This window comes from Bradyrhizobium cosmicum, assembly GCF_032290525.1.
Taxonomy (GTDB): domain Bacteria; phylum Pseudomonadota; class Alphaproteobacteria; order Rhizobiales; family Xanthobacteraceae; genus Bradyrhizobium; species Bradyrhizobium cosmicum_A.
Genome location: NZ_JASXTA010000219.1, coordinates 1 through 274, shown reverse-complemented (window position 1 = coordinate 274; position 274 = coordinate 1). Strand labels below are relative to the sequence as shown.

1 protein-coding gene is annotated in these 274 nt (G+C 62.8%); it reads right to left on the bottom strand.

The window, feature by feature from the left end:
* A partial coding sequence (locus QSV46_RS39730; protein ID WP_314964095.1) for a 3-hydroxyacyl-CoA dehydrogenase NAD-binding domain-containing protein occupies nt 1-274 on the bottom strand: 274 nt, incomplete at its 3' end.

Here is a 274-nt window from a genome sequence, read left to right as displayed (position 1 = left end):
CAGTAGCCTCGTCTCCGCCCAGTTCGAGCGCCGTCCGTAGTCCATCCGGCGAACCGCTGGCGTGAACGATGAGGTCGCAGTCACCCCTTGCTTTCCCGGGTTCAGCGAAACTAACCCCGAGCGTTCCTGCTAGTTTCGCCCGGCCTGGATTGATATCGACAAGCGTGACGTCCGTACCAGGAATCCGCCCGCACAGATACGCGACGAGAGAACCTACCACGCCAGCCCCTATGACAGCGATGCGGTCGGCTGGTGCAGGTGCAGCGTCCCACAC